The sequence below is a fragment of the Halolactibacillus halophilus genome (genome assembly GCF_900115605.1).
In the GTDB taxonomy this organism is placed as follows: Bacteria; Bacillota; Bacilli; order Bacillales; family Amphibacillaceae; genus Halolactibacillus; species Halolactibacillus halophilus.
In genome coordinates this window covers 1-16,829 of the sequence record NZ_FOXC01000046.1, presented here as the reverse complement: position 1 = coordinate 16,829, position 16,829 = coordinate 1, and the positions used below count along the sequence as shown (strand labels likewise).

The 16,829-nt window shown below is 38.5% G+C and carries 16 protein-coding genes and 1 riboswitch; of the genes, 3 read left to right on the top strand and 13 right to left on the bottom strand.

Going from position 1 to position 16,829, the window contains the following annotated elements:
• Positions 1-172: 172 nt before the first annotated feature.
• Entirely contained in the window at positions 173-1,384 is a 1,212-nt protein-coding gene (locus tag BM098_RS12000) for an NAD(P)/FAD-dependent oxidoreductase (RefSeq protein ID WP_089833679.1), read from the bottom strand.
• Positions 1,385-1,555: 171 nt separating this feature from the next.
• Between BM098_RS12000 and BM098_RS11995 the strand changes: the two genes are divergently transcribed.
• Positions 1,556-2,545, top strand: coding sequence for an NAD(P)/FAD-dependent oxidoreductase (locus BM098_RS11995; RefSeq protein WP_089833677.1), 990 nt, complete (start codon positions 1,556-1,558; stop codon positions 2,543-2,545).
• 117 nt (positions 2,546-2,662) lie between these two features.
• Here the strand turns inward: BM098_RS11995 and BM098_RS13375 are convergent, their stop codons facing one another.
• The 3 genes from BM098_RS13375 to dapF form a co-directional block, all read right to left on the bottom strand.
• Positions 2,663-2,818 (bottom strand): hypothetical protein, encoded by a 156-nt coding sequence (locus tag BM098_RS13375; RefSeq protein ID WP_159430190.1) that lies wholly within the window; start codon positions 2,816-2,818, stop codon positions 2,663-2,665.
• 247 nt (positions 2,819-3,065) lie between these two features.
• The gene (locus tag BM098_RS11990) at positions 3,066-3,431 is read right to left on the bottom strand and encodes a HesB/IscA family protein (protein ID WP_089833675.1); all 366 of its coding nucleotides are present in this window, start codon (positions 3,429-3,431) and stop codon (positions 3,066-3,068) included.
• Between the two features lie 202 nt (positions 3,432-3,633).
• The gene (dapF, locus tag BM098_RS11985; RefSeq protein ID WP_089833673.1) at positions 3,634-4,503 is read right to left on the bottom strand and encodes a diaminopimelate epimerase; all 870 of its coding nucleotides are present in this window, start codon (positions 4,501-4,503) and stop codon (positions 3,634-3,636) included.
• A 227-nt stretch (positions 4,504-4,730) separates the two neighbouring features.
• On the opposite strand from dapF, the gene BM098_RS11980 reads away from it, so the two are divergent.
• A complete protein-coding gene (locus BM098_RS11980; protein ID WP_089833672.1) occupies positions 4,731-4,955 on the top strand; it encodes a NifU family protein in 225 nt (74 codons plus the stop codon).
• Between the two features lie 125 nt (positions 4,956-5,080).
• Here BM098_RS11980 and thrB read toward each other — a convergent pair whose 3' ends face one another.
• The 3 genes from thrB to BM098_RS11965 are packed head-to-tail and all read right to left on the bottom strand — an operon-like array spanning position 5,081 to position 8,325.
• Positions 5,081-5,971, bottom strand: coding sequence for a homoserine kinase (gene thrB, locus BM098_RS11975; protein ID WP_089833669.1), 891 nt, complete (start codon positions 5,969-5,971; stop codon positions 5,081-5,083).
• On the bottom strand, positions 5,968-7,029 hold the full coding sequence (thrC, locus tag BM098_RS11970; RefSeq protein WP_089833667.1) for a threonine synthase: 1,062 nt from the start codon (positions 7,027-7,029) through the stop codon (positions 5,968-5,970). The genes thrB and thrC overlap by 4 nt, the downstream gene beginning before the upstream one ends.
• Positions 7,030-7,032: 3 nt before the next feature.
• Positions 7,033-8,325 carry a homoserine dehydrogenase gene (locus BM098_RS11965; protein WP_089833665.1) on the bottom strand — a complete coding sequence of 431 codons (1,293 nt, stop codon included), beginning with the start codon at positions 8,323-8,325 and terminating at the stop codon, positions 7,033-7,035.
• A 246-nt stretch (positions 8,326-8,571) separates the two neighbouring features.
• Here BM098_RS11965 and BM098_RS11960 point away from each other — a divergent pair, with 246 nt between their 5' ends.
• Positions 8,572-9,078: a phosphatidylglycerophosphatase A family protein gene (locus BM098_RS11960; protein ID WP_089833663.1), complete on the top strand. Its 507-nt coding sequence runs from the start codon at positions 8,572-8,574 to the stop codon at positions 9,076-9,078.
• 71 nt (positions 9,079-9,149) lie between these two features.
• Here BM098_RS11960 and BM098_RS11955 read toward each other — a convergent pair whose 3' ends face one another.
• From BM098_RS11955 to BM098_RS11935, 6 genes are all read right to left on the bottom strand, one after another.
• Complete coding sequence (locus BM098_RS11955) at positions 9,150-9,425, bottom strand: YutD family protein (protein WP_089833661.1); 276 nt, start codon at positions 9,423-9,425, stop codon at positions 9,150-9,152.
• Positions 9,426-9,569: 144 nt separating this feature from the next.
• Complete coding sequence (locus tag BM098_RS13370; protein ID WP_143423416.1) at positions 9,570-9,677, bottom strand: methionine/alanine import family NSS transporter small subunit; 108 nt, start codon at positions 9,675-9,677, stop codon at positions 9,570-9,572.
• A 1-nt stretch (position 9,678) separates the two neighbouring features.
• A complete protein-coding gene (locus BM098_RS11950) occupies positions 9,679-11,154 on the bottom strand; it encodes a sodium-dependent transporter (RefSeq protein WP_089833659.1) in 1,476 nt (491 codons plus the stop codon).
• Positions 11,155-11,428: 274 nt separating this feature from the next.
• Positions 11,429-12,979, bottom strand: a complete 1,551-nt coding sequence (locus tag BM098_RS11945) for a Na+/H+ antiporter NhaC family protein (RefSeq protein WP_089833657.1) — start codon at positions 12,977-12,979, stop codon at positions 11,429-11,431.
• 123 nt (positions 12,980-13,102) lie between these two features.
• Positions 13,103-13,276: riboswitch (Lysine riboswitch) on the bottom strand.
• Positions 13,277-13,645: 369 nt separating this feature from the next.
• Positions 13,646-14,728: an HD-GYP domain-containing protein gene (locus tag BM098_RS11940; RefSeq protein WP_089833655.1), complete on the bottom strand. Its 1,083-nt coding sequence runs from the start codon at positions 14,726-14,728 to the stop codon at positions 13,646-13,648.
• Between the two features lie 98 nt (positions 14,729-14,826).
• Positions 14,827-16,215, bottom strand: a complete 1,389-nt coding sequence (locus BM098_RS11935; RefSeq protein WP_089833653.1) for a bifunctional metallophosphatase/5'-nucleotidase — start codon at positions 16,213-16,215, stop codon at positions 14,827-14,829.
• Between the last annotated feature and the right edge of the window lie 614 nt (positions 16,216-16,829).

The window sequence follows — 16,829 nt, the reverse complement described above, 5'->3', positions numbered from 1 at the left end:
GGAAGGCATTCGCTTATTAGTAAGTGCCTAATAAAAATATAAACTCTTGGAACAAGAGGGTTAGCTTGGTCAATTTCGTCAGCTACCAAAAGTGGCGATTACCCAAGAAGCCCCCACTTCAAGCAACCCGTAAGGGTGGTAAGTGGTGGGTAGTTCACTTGGTTAAAAATGATTATTCTTTTATTCGTGACTTGATAAAGACGTGTGACCAAAACTTAAGCCCTCCCATTTGTAAGACAACAACATGATCAGCAATCTGCTTAATTAGCGCGGCAACTTTTCCGACCACTTTCTTTTTATTCCACAGCAAGCCAATCCCATCTCGCTGACCAACAGAAGCAATGCGACTGCCATAAGCCTTAAAACGAAAATCATTTGCTGCTTGTTTATGATTCAAGTTTTTAAGTAAGTGATCGGCACAGTATTTACCTTTTTGAATAGCAATATCAGCATTTGGCAATACGTTTTCGTTCGACTGTCCGCTAGTTTCAGCTGCATCACCAATAACATACACGTCAGGATATCCGTCCACCGTTAAATCATCGGTCAGTATCAACACACCTGTATTATCGTGAAATAATGCTGTTTGAAGAATAGCAGGCATTGAAACACCCGCTGTCCAAATAAATAAGTCATGTGGTAATGCCTCAATAATACCTCCGTGTTCAACTTTAACCGTATGTCGTGAGATTTCTTTAATTGAGGTTTGCAGCTTGATATCGATGTGTTCAGCTTCAAGTTGACTTAAGGCATATTCACCAAGCTCTAAATTAAATTCCGGTAACACGGTTGAAGCTTTCTCAATCAGTGTAATTCGAGCATTTTCTGGAGAGACTTGATATTGTTGAAGTAATTTAGGCAATTGCTCTTTGAGCTCGCCGATTAGTTCAATACCAGTAAAGCCTCCACCACCAACCACAATATTTAGTGGTTCGACCTGATTTGACTTCTTATAGTCCTCAATAACGGTTAACAGCCGGTTATACAGCCGATTTGCACGCGCCAGAGTAATTATACTATGCGCAAACGAATCAAGGCCTGGTACTTCACCTGTGTTGATTTCAGCACCTAAAGCTACCACAAGATAATCATATGTGTATGCCGCTTGATCGGTAATGACTTTTTTAATATCCGGTACTATTTTATGAACTGTTTCTTTTTTTAATGTCACTCGATTTTTGTCAAGGATGCGATCTAAATCAATTCGCGCTAAATTCTCAGAATAAAGGCCTACTGCACAACGGTGCAACCATGTCGTTTGATAGTGATAGCGATGTTTATTAATCAATGTAATCGAGACATCTTGGTGTTTTAATTTTTTTTGTAATCTAAGTACCGTCGTTAATCCAGCGTAGCCAGCCCCTAATACGACAATATGGCTCATAAGCGTCCATCCCCTTCAATTCTAATATTCCGTCACAAATTCGTCATATTTTAATATTAGCTTGTTTTATTCATATTTACAATGATAATCAAACAAGCATTATCAATTCATCTCTCTCTAAAGTATGTTAGAATATTGAATGTATTAACGATCAAATGGGGGATAAAACAAATGGAAGAAAATCAATTATACGATATTACAATTATCGGTGCAGGTCCAGTTGGACTTTTCACTGCCTTTTATGGCGGTCTTCGCCAAAAGAAAGTTAAGATTATTGAAAGTTTACCACATACGGGTGGACAATTAAGCGCACTTTACCCTGAGAAATATATTTACGATATTGCTGGTTTTCCTAAAGTACGCGCACAAGACTTAATCAGCAATTTAGAAGAACAAGTCAGCATGTTTAACCCAACTTATTGTCTTGAAGAAAACGTCCAAATCGTTAACAAACAAGATGATGGGCCGTTTATGATTGAAACAAATAAAGCGACACATTTCAGCAAAACCATTATCGTTACCGCAGGCAATGGCGCTTTTCAACCACGTAAACTTGCTTTAAAAGAAGCGGGAGCTTATGAAGGACGTAACCTACACTATTACGTTGATCAAATGATGAAATTTAAAGATAAGCGCGTTGTATTATTTGGTGGGGGTGACTCTGCGCTGGACTGGGCGCTCATGTTAGAACCCATCGCAAAACAAGTGACCCTTGTCCACCGGCGCGATCAATTTAGAGCACATGAGCATAGTGTTGAAAAACTAAAACAGTCGTCTGTCAACGTTGTTACACCATACGTACCTGAAGCTCTACATGGTACAGATCAGATTGAATCTGTCGTGCTAAAAGAAGTCAAAGGCGACAATACTTTAACGATTGATGTCGATGATGTCATAGTCAACTACGGCTTTATCTCATCACTCGGGCCGATTAAGGACTGGGGATTAGAGATTGAGAAGAATAATATTGTCGTTAACTCACGCATGGAGACAGCGGTAGAAGGCATTTATGCGGCGGGTGACATTTGTACGTACCCAGGCAAAGTTAAACTGATTGCGACCGGATTCGGCGAAGGACCAACAGCAATTAATAACGCCATCAATCATATGGAACCAAAAGAACGATTGCAACCTAAACACTCAACAAGTATGTTTGAATAACAAAAGAATAAAAAGATCTGATGTAACGCCCTATAGCGTCACACCAGGTCTTTTTGTTCTTTATCTAGCTCATAATTGCTAACCAGATACTTTAATTATTTTTGCCTATGTTGCTTATCAATCAAAAGGTGTGATACTTTTCGTACTCTGAAGAATGTACGTCATAATGTCATCATCAACCTCACCTATTTTAAAGATGTGATTGACGTGGTGTGGACGTTTAACGTATCCTCGACCAATTAACTCTTTAAGTAAATCACTATATTCAATCAATGTTTTACCAATGAGTAAATGTTCAAATGATCTCCTCGTTTATGCTGGTTATAGATTTTATTGAACTACCTCCACCTAACATTCTCACGAATGTTTGAGGAAGGTGTCATCTCGCTCTAAAACAATAAACGCTATAACAACATCGGTTTTCACGAACAATTGCTTCACCAATAACACAAAAAAAGACAACGTACATTCAGCTTTAGTGAGCGCGTTGTCTTTTTTTGTGTTATTGGCATATTCAGTTTCAATAAACTTCTTCCTCTTTTGACGAACAACAATAATCTTTTTCAGCTTGCGGATTATAAATACTAAATCCTCCACCCATCATGTCCTGTTTAAAATCAATGGTTGCACCACTCAGTAAGTCAACCTGTGTTTTTTTAATCGTAAACGGTATTGTATCAATCGACTCTGTATAATCATCCTCCGTCACATGCGTATCAAATCCAAGCGTATATGATAAGCCATTGCATAGACCACCTTTGACACCAAAACGCACCCGTGTCATGTTGTCTCTTTCACGTTGTAGCATTTCTTCAAATTGTCGTTTGGCTCGATCTGTAATCATTAGCATGACATCCGTTCCTTTCTTTTTCTCTTTCTCTAACACTTAGTATACTTAACTGATTGAAAATGTTCAATTAGTCTGTTTGCGATGATCAGTAAAACTGAGACAACAAGAAATGTCTGCGGGACGTTTACTTCATCGATCTACTTTCTAACCGGAAATATGATTAAAAATACTAGATAGTCTTTTTCTCTCTAAAAAACACTAACCATCGCTCTAAAAGAGGGTGGTTAGTGTAAAGGATTTACTTATTATCAGCAAAATAAATACCTGTCGTTATTGTTTCAGCCGCTCCGCGCATCCAGACTTTTCCATTACCATCCCATGTGATTGTTAAATCTCCACCTGCGAGATGGACCGTTACGGGTTCACTGCGGCGACTCTTCCCATTTAGAATACTTGCGACTGTCGCGGCACATGCGCCTGTCCCACATGCTTCAGTTACACCAGAACCACGTTCCCACACTCTAAAGTGCATTTCTGTCTCGCTTATGACTTCAATAAACTCAACATTCACCCCTTCAGGAAACCGGTCATCATTAGTAATGACTGGGCCGAGTTCATAAAGAGGGGCTTCATCAATGTCAGCTACAAAGAAAATCACATGGGGGTTTCCCATGGATACAGCAGTAGCAGATAGCGTTTCCCCTCCAACCTTAAAGGACTCATTAATCACATATGCTGCTTTCTCACCAAGCATTGGAATCTGGTGTCTTTCTAAAATAGGCGCGCCCATATCGATAGTGACTTCAGCCACCTGTTGATGATCATTGTCAAGATGGACATATGCTTCTACAATGCCTGCTTTTGTTTCAATGGTGAATGTTTCCTTATGAGTCAGCTGATGTTCAAACGCATATTTAGCGACACAACGTAAACCATTGCCACATGTTTTTCCTTCTGATCCATCTTTATTAAACATACGCATGCCAACATCAGCTTCATCGGACGGCGTAATTAAGATTAAACCATCTGATCCTATCCCTGTATTTTTGTTAGAGACATTTATCGCAAGTGACTTAAACTCACTTTCATCGAGCGTCTCTTTGAACATATTAATATAAACATAACTGTTGCCTAAACCATGCATCTTTGTATACTGAATCTCTTTCATCACTATGCCCTCCCTTATGAATCAACCAAATTTAACAATAATATCTTCTAGTATAGCTGATATTACGGTTAATATAAATAACGATGCCCAACTTTTACGTTATTCAGCCTCGTTACCCACACACCCATCAACTGAACTACATCAACTACTCTTCACGGTGAAAAACACTTCTTTTTATAGAGGGATAATGTTATACTAAACAAAGCAATAGAAAGGATGGTTGAACGATGGAAGAACAAGTACAAACAGTATTAAATAAATTACGCCCTCTCCTTTTGCGTGATGGTGGCGACGTTGAACTAATCGGTGTTGAAGACGGAATTGTCCGCTTAAAACTTTTGGGTGCTTGTTATAACTGCCCAAGTTCAACAGTGACATTAAAAGCCGGGATTGAACAAGCTTTAGTCGCACAAGTACCTGGTGTGAAAGGCATTGAACAAGTATTTGAATAATTAACAACAAGGCTACCTATCGGGTAGTCTTTTATATTGCTTTCATTCGATTAATGCCAGATTTTATAGATGTATCAATATAGAAAAACCTCTCTTATCTAATGACTAGACAAGAGAGGTTTTGTTTAGTAACCATCGACAATGTCAATGCCTTGATTTACCGGCTGTAATATCAGCCATTCGTGTTCTGGCATAGCTTCTCGCCATTCTTGAAGATGCTTTTTCGCCATTGCTTCATCGACTAACACCATTAATGTCGGGCCTGCCCCGCTAATATATACACCATAGGCATGGTGTGCGACTAATGTTTTTACGTCGTCATAATGTGGGATAAGTGCCTTTCTGTGTGGCTCATGGAAATGATCTTGATTCATCATTTGTCCAAGTAAGGCCCAATCTTCTTTCACAAGTGCCGCGGTTGAAACATTTGCCACGCTACTCGCTCGTACCGCATCACTGTAACTAAATGTCTCAGGCAACACTGCTCGTGCATCTTTTGTTTTTAATTCAAAGTCTGGTATCACCGCTACAAAACTAACACCTGATATGTCGACTTTGACGTACTGAACGATGTCTTCATAATGACCAACAACTGCCCCACCTAGAATCGCCGGCGCTACATTATCCGGGTGCCCTTCTATTTCGGTCGCAATTTGTACCTTATCGTGATTACTCAAATCTAGCCCTAGTAACAAATTGGCTAGTTCGATCCCACAAGCAATTGCGGTCGCACTGCTTCCTAACCCTCGCGCCAGCGGAATATCACTAAACAATTCCACATGGCAAGCCGGTAAGCTACTTTTATTATAGCGGTCGGCTACTTGCCGAGCTATTTTATAAATGAAATTATCTTTGCCTTTAGGAATATCATGCAAGTGCTTTGAGTGAGATACAAACGCCCACTCATCCGCTGCACTTACTTTAATAAATAAATATAAATCTAATGCTACACCAATCGAATCAAATCCTGCGCCTAAATTAGCTGTTGTCGCCGGTACTTTGATTCGCCAACTCATGACTGTTCACGACCAAGAATTGCCTTTACGACTGCATCCTCATCATTTTCAAGTACTATTGGCGAGATATCACTGTATTCAATCGCTGTGTTTGGATCTTTAAGGCCATTCCCTGTTAAAACGCAGACAACTTGACTGCCTGGTGCTACTTGATTGTTCTTCAATGCTTTAAATAGACCAGCGACAGAAGAGTTAGAAGCGGGTTCAGCAAAGATTCCTTCATTCTTTGCCATCCACTGGTACGCTTCAATCATTTGATCATCAGTGATTTCATCAATTGTCCCATTTGACTCATCCCGCGCATTGACTGCTTGCTTCCAACTCGCCGGATTACCAATTCGAATGGCAGTTCCGATTGTTTCAGGATTTTCAAAGACACGATCGTGAACAATCGCGGCTGCTCCGCTTGCTTCATAACCCATCATTTTCGGTAGACCGGTTTGTTTCTTATCATTATATTCTTTAAAACCCTTCCAGTACGCCGTAATGTTGCCTGCGTTACCTACTGGAATGAAGAGATAATCTGGTGCTTTTCCTAGTGCATCACATACTTCAAAAGCTGCCGTTTTTTGCCCTTCAATTCTGAATGGATTAACTGAGTTAACAAGCGTGATATCATCTCGCTCACCCAATTTACGAACGATTCTAAGCGCATCATCAAAGTTACCTTTAATCGAATAAATCTCAGCACCGTACATCACTGCCTGTGCCATTTTCCCTTGTGCAATCTTTCCTTCAGGTATAACAATAATTGAACGTAAACCAGCTTTTGCAGCATAAGCAGATGCGGCTGCGGATGTATTTCCAGTTGAGGCACAAATGACCGTATGTGAGTCGTCTTCAATCGCTTTAGCCATCGCCATGACCATCCCTCGGTCCTTAAAAGATCCCGTTGGGTTAGCGCCTTCGATTTTCGCATAAGCTTCTACACCATATTTTTTTGATAAGTTATCTAACTTAACTAACGGTGTATTCCCTTCATTTAAAGTTAACATCGGTGTTTTATCATTTACAGGTAATAAGTCTTTATATTCTTGTAATAATCCTTGCCACGCCATCATTTATTCCTCCCCGTCGACTCGGTAATAACTAATAATACGGTCGACTACAGCTATTTTTTCTAGAGCTTGTAAACTTTTTTCAAGTTGCGCTTTACTGATTTTATGTGTAATCATGACAATTTCAGCTTTTTGATCGGTTTCAATTGGTAATTGTAAAATCTTTTGGAAGCTGACTTGGTGATCGGTGAAAATATTAGTAATCTCTTGGAATGCTCCCGCTTGATCTTCGACTTCTAGACGGATAAAGTGTTTCGAATATTTTTCCTCAGACGCCTTAATTTTCCTTTTAAACTGAGGTTCTTGATAAGTATTACCACTAATACCTAAACGGATGTTGCGAATAACTTCCATTAAGTCTGATACCACTGCTGTGGCGGTCGGTAAACTACCAGCACCTGGTCCGTAAAACATTGTTTCCCCAACTGCATCACCATAAACATAAACTGCATTAAATTCATTTTTCACACTTGCTAATGGATGATCTTTCGGTAACAGCGTTGGTTCAACCATCACTTCTACTTTCTGGTCATGCATAGCCGCTATACCAATTAATTTAATCGTATAACCTAAGCTATGCGCAAAATTGATATCATCCTGCGTCACTTTCGTGATACCTTTTACTTCTACATCATCAAGGTTAACTTCCATTTTAAAGGCTAAGTTTGCCAGAAGCGTCATTTTACGAGCCGCATCTAAACCTTCAACATCAGAGGTCGGATCGGCTTCAGCAAAACCTAAACGTTGCGCTTCTTTTAACACATCATCAAACGGAAGACCCTCATCAGTCATTTTTGTCATAATGAAGTTTGTCGTTCCATTGACAATCCCCATGACTTTTTCAATATGATCACTGGCTAAACCGTCAACAAGGGTTCTAACAATTGGAATCCCACCAGCAATACTCGCATCAAATAGAATATCGCAATGATTCTCACGTGCTAATTGTAATAATTCCCGGCCATGTAATGCCATCAAATCTTTATTAGCAGTGACAATATGCTTTTTATTTTTTAGTGCTTCTTCTAACAATTCCTTTGTACCATCAACACCGCCCATGACTTCAACAATGACATCGATGTCCTTATCTTTTACAAGTTCATCAGGTTGGTCTGTTAACCACTGACGGTCAATGATGACATCACGTTCCTTTAAAACATCATTCACAAGGATTTTTGTAATCTCTACTTCGCAACCCAATTTATGGATGATGCGTTCTTTATGATCGGCTAAAACGCGTACGACACCTGTCCCTACTGTTCCAAGTCCACACAAGCCTACTTTTATCTTGTCCATTATGTTGTCCCCCTTTATGTATTCTCCGAGTGTACATTTGTTTATTTATAGTGGACATTATACCGTGTGCACCACGGAACTTCAAGCCCTAAATTCACATAAATTTCTGAAAATAAAAACTAACAAAATATTTAAATAAATATGAACTAGTGATAGTGTATCATATTTTTCTGACTTTTTGCCGTTTATTTTGAAATTATTTAGGGTATACTTATTAGGTACTTTAAATAGATTGGATGGGATATTATGGATGAAAATAACTTACAAACAGCATTAGAAACAAAAGCACGTGAATGGTTAATTGAACGTGGTGTTGGACTAAACGATATTGCCGAACTTGTTTATTATTTACAGTCACCTTATCACGATGAGTTAACGATGGATAAGTGTTTAGAAAATGTGGATGCCGTCTTAAGCAAACGTGAGGTTCAAAATGCCATCATTACTGGTATTCAACTTGATGTTCTAGCAGAGGAAAAGCAACTGACTGAGCCATTACAAGAAACGATTATTACCGATGAAAGTTTATATGGTGTGGATGAAATTATCGCTCTGTCGATTGTTAATGTATACGGTTCGATTGGCTTAACAAACTTCGGTTATATTGACAAACAAAAACCGGGCATTTTAAAAGAATTAAACGATAAATCAGGTGATAAGTGTCACACGTTCCTCGATGATATTGTTGGTGCGATTGCGGCTGCAGCATCCAGTCGTCTTGCTCACGGGAAAAATGAAAAAGAATTAGATTAATATAAAAAAGCGTTCCTAAAAGGAGCGCTTTTTTCATTGTTATGCCTTCTTTTCTAATCAACGTTCGCTTGTTACTGATCTATCTTTTGTACAATAAAATACGCACAACCAAAATTACAGTATTCCAACAAATAATCATTAATCGTGCTTAATTTCGTATCAAATGTTGATTTATTGTTTTGGTCATCATAAAAGCCTTTTAAACGTAGTTGATCGTATCCCCAGTCACCGAGAATGAAATCATATTTCCCTAAAATATCACTGTATCTTGCCTTAAAAGCTTCTTCATTAAAACCATCTCGGTAGTCTTCAACAACTTCATAATTTTTTCCATCTACTTGAAACATACTAACCCCTCACTTTGCATAACGCCACTTTTTCTCATTCTATCATAAACCCGTTGATTGAGTCATCCTGTTTTCTATAATCACTAGAATGAATGTGAGAAAAACAGCAAAGATCATGTGAGATCTTTGCTGTTTGTGATTGATTTATCTATTTTGACGTGCGACTTTCACTGCATACCCGATACTGACAAGTAAGCCACCCCAAATAATGACCATACCTACTGCCATCATAATAATTGCTGAAACACTCATATTAGACATCCTCCCTTGGCCATTTTTTAATAGTAAATAACAGTCCAATAATGATGACAGCTAAAGCCACTGCCCAACCATACGAAATAAGAAAGGTCGTTGGATAGCCTTCATAGTTCTCGGCAAAGTCCGTTCTGAAGTTTTGAATCATCATAAACCCTAACACGATTGGTGTAATCACCGACAGTGAGAACGACCACCAAGCGCCAATTTTAATATCAGACACGTTATTAGCATGGTCTTTTAATGGGTGCAACTGTCGCAAGAACCAAACGACAACAACAACTTCAACAAGACCAACAAGGGCAACGCCGTAGTTGTTAATAAAGTAATCTACAGTATCTAAGAGGAATAACCCACCTTGATTGGCATAAGCAAATGAGACAAGCGCAGACATTCCAACACCAACAGAAACAGCCGTATGACGTTTAATACTAAATTTTTCTTGCAGTGCAGCGATATATGTCTCAGAAATAGATACCATTGATGACAGACCCGCTAACACGAGTGAGCCAAAGAATAATACCCCAAAGAATGATGAGGCTGGCATTTGACTAATGATTCTTGGGAAGACCATAAAAGCAAGACCAATCCCACCTTCAACAACTTCTGATACAGGCTGACCTTGTTGTGCGGCCATAAAGCCTAATGCTGAGAAAACACCAATGCCCGCTAAAAGTTCAAAACTTGAATTGGCAAACCCTGTAATAAAGGCATTATTTGTAATATCTGAATCTTTTGGTAGATACGATGAAAAAGTAATCATGATCGCAAAAGCAATTGATAAACTATAGAAAATTTGACCATAAGCGGCAATCCATACCGATCCATCAAAAATGGTATCCCAGTTTGGTTCAAAGAACGTATTCAGTCCTTCAGCTGCACCTGGCAATGTAATAGCTCGAATAACAATTAAGAAAAAGCTGACCATTAATAAAGGGATAAAAATTTTATTTGCGACTTCAATCCCTTTTTTAACCCCGCGGTAAAGAATCGCAAAGACCACAGTCCAAATAAGTAACAGGGGAATGACGACATTCGGCACAAATGAACCGAATTCGCCTGGACTTGAAATCGATAAGAAATCATTTAAAAAGAAAGCTTCAGGATCCGCGCCCCATGCTTCAGTAAATGAAAAATAAGTAAACATTAACGCCCAAGCAACGATAATTGGGTAGTAAGTATTAATCACGAAAGAAATACCGACTTGCCACCAACCAATCCATTCTGCCTTTTTATTAAACTTCTTAAACGCACGTGGCGCTGAACTACGATATTTATGTCCAATTGTGTACTCCATTATGAGCAGTGGAATACCAGCTGTCAATAAGGCGAATAAGTACGGGATAAAGAATGCCCCGCCCCCATTTGAATAGGCTGTTGCAGGAAATCTCCAAATATTACCAAGGCCGATTGCCGATCCCATCGCCGCCAGTAGGAATCCTAAGCGCGTTCCCCATTGTGAACGTTTTTCCATTTTAATTACTCCCCTTCTTTTTATGAATAAAATGAATTTTCTGATTATTATAAGCTAAATAAAAATAGATTGCAACCTAAAAAAATAATTCATTTTTATTCTTGTAATATTTATTTTTTTCTGACATTTTAAAATTATAGCGATTACGGCCGCACATGTCAAAGGTTTTTTTGATAATCGTCTAATGTTGTTGGTTACATTAAATAAAGACAGAAAAAATAACCATCCAGCTATCAGACTTTTCCAAATAACTGGATGGTTATTTTATAAATCATTACTTGTTGTGTTTGATCCAATACATAGTAACAACGACAAGACTTACAACGATTAAACTAACGACAAGTGATAACCAAACAGCTTGCGTCATCGCAAAGACCGTGTAACCGACAATTGAACTAAACCCACCAATAAAGGCGTATGGTAACTGCGTTAATACGTGATCAATATGATTGGCACCAGCTCCTGTTGAAGAGAGGATGGTCGTGTCTGAAATCGGTGAACAGTGATCACCAAATACAGAACCTGCAAGTACTGCAGACATCGCTGGTATCACAAGACCTGCATCTACCGTCATCGCAATTTGGGCCGCAATCGGCAACATAATCCCAAACGTTCCCCAACTTGTCCCGGTTGAGAGCGCCATAAAGCCAGCAAACACGAATATGATGAGTGGAAGATAATGAATATCAAATGACATCGCTTTAACTATATCTGCTAAATATTTCCCTGTTTCAAGGGTACCGATAATCTCACCAATCATCCAAGCAAGAACAAGAATATAAATCGCCGGTAACATCGATTGAATTCCTTGTTTTAATACTTCTAACTCATTTGCTTTTGGATGTGATTGGGCTGCAAATAAAATAAAGCCAACAACCACACTCATGAGTCCACCTAAAAAGAGTGATAAGTTAACGTTTGTTGAGGCAAAAATATCTAATAATGACGCCCCTGCTCCGACTTCTCTCCAGCCTGTGTAAACCATTAAACTCACTGTTGTTAAAACAAGCGTCACGATTGGAATAATTAAGTGATACATTCTTCCTTCTTCATGCGGTTCGACGTCTTCGGTTAACTCACCCGCAATATCGCCGCGTTCTGGGTCAAATAATTGTTGTTCTTTCATGGCGCGTTTTTCATGCACACGCATCGCGCCAACGTTTAAGTTAAAAGCCGCTACCATAAACACTAACAGAAGTGAACTAAACGCATACATATTGAGTGGAATCATTCGGATAAATCCTTCAAAAGCGCCGTAATCAGTAAAAGATTCATCCGCAAAGATCCCTCCCATTGTACCAATGATATAAGCACCCCAACTTGAAATCGGCGAGATAACTGTAATCGGTGCTGACGTTGAGTCAATGATATAAGCAAGTTTAGCACGAGACACGTGATAACGGTCTGTCACAGGTCTTGCGACTTGCCCGACAGCTAAAGCATTGAAATAATCATCAATAAAGATCAATACCCCTAAAAAGGCGGCCATTAATTGAGACCCACGTCGCGTTTTTACATGTTTTGTCGCATAACGACCAAACGCGCGACTCCCACCAGTAGCTGTTAAGATAGCCGTTAAAATACCGAGTAAAAATAAGAAGGCCAATAAATAAATACTTACAAAGTCTAAGCCAGCTTTTTTTGTATAGAAGATATTTAAAAAGACAGTCCATACCTCTACGACAGTGTCGACAATATTAAAGTCTTGAAGCATAAAAGCCCCAACTATGATACCTGTTCCTAATGATAAATAAATCTTTCTCGTACTCATGACAAGTACAAGCATTAATACCGCGGGTATTAATGAATAAATTGTTCCTTCCATAATTTCCTCCTAAGTTTCTTATACACTTATCCACTGTTTTTAAAAACCAAAAAAGCAGCAGAAAATAGATCATAACCTATTTCTGCTGCTGACATTAAAGTTAGCGCTTATGTTATCATCCGGTCGATCAACAGCCCATCACGCTAAAGACATGACAGTATAACACTTTTTCAGTCTTATACCAGCAAGTAACAGGTGTCAGCCATCACTTACTTCGGCAACTTAACCCTTTTTACTCCCTTCAAAGCTGACAGCTCAGGGAATATACTGATTTTAAATTGCGCCTCTATCTCATCGATCTGATAAGGTATATTATTTTTTCCTTTCATATCTTAACAAGAAACACGCACCAATGCAAGTATTCATTTACTCCGCCCTAGCCAACATACCAGGATAATAATACCTATCGGGCACATCTGAGGATAAATCTTGATAAATCATATGGTGAACCGCTAAACTCATCGCTTCATTTACATATTGGGCAATTTTTGTTTCGTCAATATCTCGAATGAGCGAATGTCATTTGTAGTTAATATAGCTTAAGAAGATGATGGTGACAATCATGACAGTTACACACGTGATTAAAAAGAACGGTACTACCTTTTATATTTAGAACACAAAAAAATCCCCTCTCTTAACATGAGTATATGTTAAGAAAAGGGGATATCATGACATTTTATAACCTGTCACCGTTACATTATTTTTCGTTGCTAAATCTAAGTCATAAGGTGTGACCACTTGATTATTTTCACTAAAGACACGGACAACAGGGCGATTGTATAATTTATGATTTTGTCTGACAACAATCGCACGACGATTATCACTCAGTTCAATTGTGACACCGTTTGGATAGACGGCAATTGTGTCTCTAAATAAGCGCACCATTTCCGGTTCAAACAATGTCCCACTTCCAGAAAATAAGATATCAAGCCCTTCTTGCGGTAACATCGCATCGCGATAAACACGCTGACTCGTCACGGCGTCAAATACATCGGCAACACCTAGGACCTTACCAAACAAATGGATCTCATCACCAACTAATCCGCGCGGATAACCTGAGCCGTCCATACGTTCATGGTGCTGATAAGCACAATGAGCCACAAGTAACGGTAAATCTGATGATGAACGTAAAAATTCAAATCCTAGCTCGGGATGTGTTTTAATTAAATCAAACTCAAAATCGTTTAACTTACCAGCTTTTTTTAATATTTCTTCAGGTAAAAACACTTTTCCTACGTCGTGAAGCATAGCGCCAAGACCTAGCTGACGTATTTGTTTTTGCGTCATCTTCATCTCATTTGCAAGCGCCACAGCATACATCGTCACATTAACCGAGTGTGAAAATAAATAATCATCACTAATAAAGATATCTGACATAATCGACAACACTTCTTGGTCGCGTTGTATTTGGGTAATGATTGTATCGACTAATTCAGTCATATTTTCATTGACTTTACTAAATAAAAACCCTTTATCTTTAAAGCCATTGCTCTTAAATGAGTTAAATACTGATTTTACTGTTTGCATCGATTCAATTTTCACTTCTTCTGATACCGGTGAATGGATAATAATATCATCTGAGATGGCATCTTTCACATAGACAAAGGTGACACCTAAATGAAGCAAGCGATTAATCATCGCTTTTGTTAATTTAATATTTTTTTGAATGAGGACTTGTCCTCGATCATTATAAATCGGCTTCGCTAATTCATTGCCTTCCTCTAAGCTCTTTGCTGCAATTAATCTCATGTCTTTTCCCAACTTTTTCGTCTATAGTCTTTCTCTAAGAAAATCCTAACAGAAAACGCGATCTTTTTCTACCCATTTCATAGACATTATACATAACTTTACGCAGTTTCGAGTGACATTTTCAACAAATCACGCATAAATTCGGGCATAAAATACGTTTTTTTACTCGCATGCGCAATATTTGGTGCCAAATGACCAAACGTAAACATATCTGCGGTTGCTAACGTGTAGGTTTTTTTGGAATCAAGTAGCTTTTGATTGATATAAATACTGCTAATCAGTGGTTCATGACGATCCACTTCTTTTAATTCAATCTCTACACCGTCATAAACCAATACCCCCATCACTTTTCCCCTAAAACCATAACCGACAATAGGATAATGAATATAGCGCTCGGTTAACCCTTCCCGAATAACTTCTTGAAGTTCACGCCCCGTCATCTCAACAATCACCGGATTAATCGGATGTGGACAAATACGGTGGAGATCGTGTAATGTGACGTCTCCTTTTGGTAACGACTCAAGGATGATTCCGGCATTTAACATCGCAAGGTCTGCCCCAGTCCATGATTTTAACGTCTCAGTCAGCAATTGAATAATCGGTGTTTCTTTAAACCAATCTACTTCTAAAGGTGCTGGTAATGTACAGACGACATCACTCATGGTTTGACTTGCTTGTTTAAGTAACATATCAAGTGAATTTTTCGTTCCTTTATCTTCAGGAATTGTTTCAACAGATTGGGCATAAGCTGCTTTTTCTATTATAGCTTTTTGTTCAGTATCAAAAGTAAGCGTAGCTTCCCCGACATAATGACCAAACTTGCCAACAGCACTTAAGATACTGTTATTAATCAGTTTACCTTCTTTAAATAAATGATGTGTATGCCCACCGATAATTAGATCAATCTCATCAAAGTATTTTGCGATCAATTCATCTTGGTCCACGCCTAGATGAGACAAGACGATAACACTGTCAACCTGAGGTATTAGTTCTGTCAATGTGAGTTTTAACTGTTTTAATGGATCAAGCGCATCCCACCCCATCGGATGGTAGAAGTGATTAAACGGTGCGGTTAAACCGATAATACCTACTTTAAAATTTGGTGTCACGTCTTTGATCACGTAGCGCTTTAACCAAGCCGGGTTATCGCCATTTTGACTGACAACGTTCGCACACACAACTGAAAAGTTCGCGTCATCATATAGATGATAAAACTCATCACGGTCAAGGGTAATGCCTTCATTATTACCAAAGGTCACGACATCATATGCCGCTTCATTTAATAATGTGACATTACTCAAACCTTTAGATGCTTCTGAAATAGGCTGCACCCGGTCTAAATGGTCACCATTGTCTAAAATTAAATACGGTTCTTGTTTTCTTTCATGTTGGTGTATTTTCTCTTTTAAGAAATGGACAATTTTAGGCCAGTTTTCAAAGTGACTATGTAAGTCACTTGTATAATATATATGTAATGTTTCGTTCATGTTTAAATCATCCCTCACATTCGTAACTTCCATCTGTTGTTAAGTTATTATTCACTTCATTCATATTTTTAGCTATCTCTATTCATAGTATACAAAAAAACTTATCTCGTCCAATAGTTGAGATAAGTTTTCATTAGTTAAATATTAAACACTCGTGTAATCGCTGCTTTGGTATCTTATCTTTTAACATCTACTACTTTGATTACATTGATTGGATCCTTTTCTCTCAACTGGTTTAGTGTCGGTAAATCAATCCGAGCGTCTCACTTCAACTCATTAATAGCAAAACAAGTATCAGGCAAGGTAGTGAGATGCTTGGTGAATTTAGTAAATAGGACCAACTTTTATCGCATTAAGGCGAGAAGACACCTTCCTCAAGTGCGTCAGCACTAGGTAGGTGATGAATCGTTTGTTTTGAATATTTTTGAAGCGACAAACATATATTCCGCATGGTATAATTAAAGCACTAACAATAACCGTCACAAAAAAAAGAGAGGGTGTGTATCATGGGCATGAAGACCATTTTTTCAAATCGCTTATATAAGCATAAAATCGACCCTGATTTTGTGATGTCCATGGATCACACCCTTCGGGTGTTTAATCAAGCCAAACAT